The sequence below is a fragment of the Bartonella sp. AP58NXGY genome, from assembly GCF_042195785.1.
GTDB lineage: Bacteria > Pseudomonadota > Alphaproteobacteria > Rhizobiales > Rhizobiaceae > Bartonella.
In genome coordinates, this window is record NZ_JBHIOY010000175.1 from 1 (window position 1) to 836 (window position 836).

Annotated in this window: 1 protein-coding gene; it reads left to right on the plus strand. The window is 40.9% G+C overall.

All coding sequences use genetic code 11. The features are described 5' to 3' along the window. Nucleotides 1-376: 376 nt before the first annotated feature. The gene (locus ACFINC_RS10270) at nucleotides 377-724 is read left to right on the plus strand and encodes a dATP/dGTP diphosphohydrolase domain-containing protein (RefSeq protein WP_244427268.1); all 348 of its coding nucleotides are present in this window, start codon (nucleotides 377-379) and stop codon (nucleotides 722-724) included. Nucleotides 725-836 lie beyond the last annotated feature (112 nt).

An 836-nucleotide genomic window follows, 5' to 3' on the forward strand; every position in this document is an offset into this window, starting at 1 on the left:
TGCCAAGGTCTATGGTTGTGCAGATGTTTCTGATAATGCTTATGTTTATGATCAAGCACAGATTTATGGCAATGCTAAGGTTTGTGGTGATCATACCCGTGGTTATGGTAAATCACAAATTTATGAGAATGCTCTCGTAAAGGGGGGAGCAGAAGTTTACGGCAATTCTCGTATTTATGAGAATGCACGAGTTTACAATAAGTCTCGTGTTTACGGTCAAGCCAAGGTTTTTGGCAACGCTGAAGTTTTCAATGAGTCTAAAGTTTATGATAACGCGTTAGTACACGGGCAAGCCAAGATTAGAGAGCATGCCAAGATTTACGGCAATGCAGATGTTTGTGATTATGAAGATTTTCGCGATAACGACGAAGTTTACATGCGTAAACACATTTCACAAAGCTCAAATGGAGCCAATGAAGCGCATAAGAATGATGACGGCAAGCCACGTTTAGAGCTTGTACCGCCGTTGGCACTGCTTGAAATCGGTAAAGTTTTAGAGTTTGGAGCCAAGAAATACGGAGCAAACAATTGGCGTCATGGCATGGATTGGAGCCGTTTTCACGGTGCAGCTTTGCGTCATTTATTAGCATGGTTTGGTGGAGAAAGTAAGGATGCTGAGAGTGATTTATCACACTTGGCACATGCGGTTTGTTGCCTTCTTTTCTTAATGGAATGCGAAGCAAAACAGATTGGTCGTGATGACCGGTTTAAAGAAGAAAAGTAAGTGAGGAGAGAGAGATGGCAATGATACCTACAGCTATTTTTATGGCTACTAATTTTTATCTGCTCTATCAAGTTTATTACTGGTTTAAACTGACACAAGAATTGAGAGATGA

Excerpts from the sequence above, each read along its gene's own strand:
- ACFINC_RS10270 (WP_244427268.1), top strand. The coding sequence starts at position 377 with ATGCGTAAACACATTTCACAAAGCTCAAATGGAGCCAATGAAGCGCAT.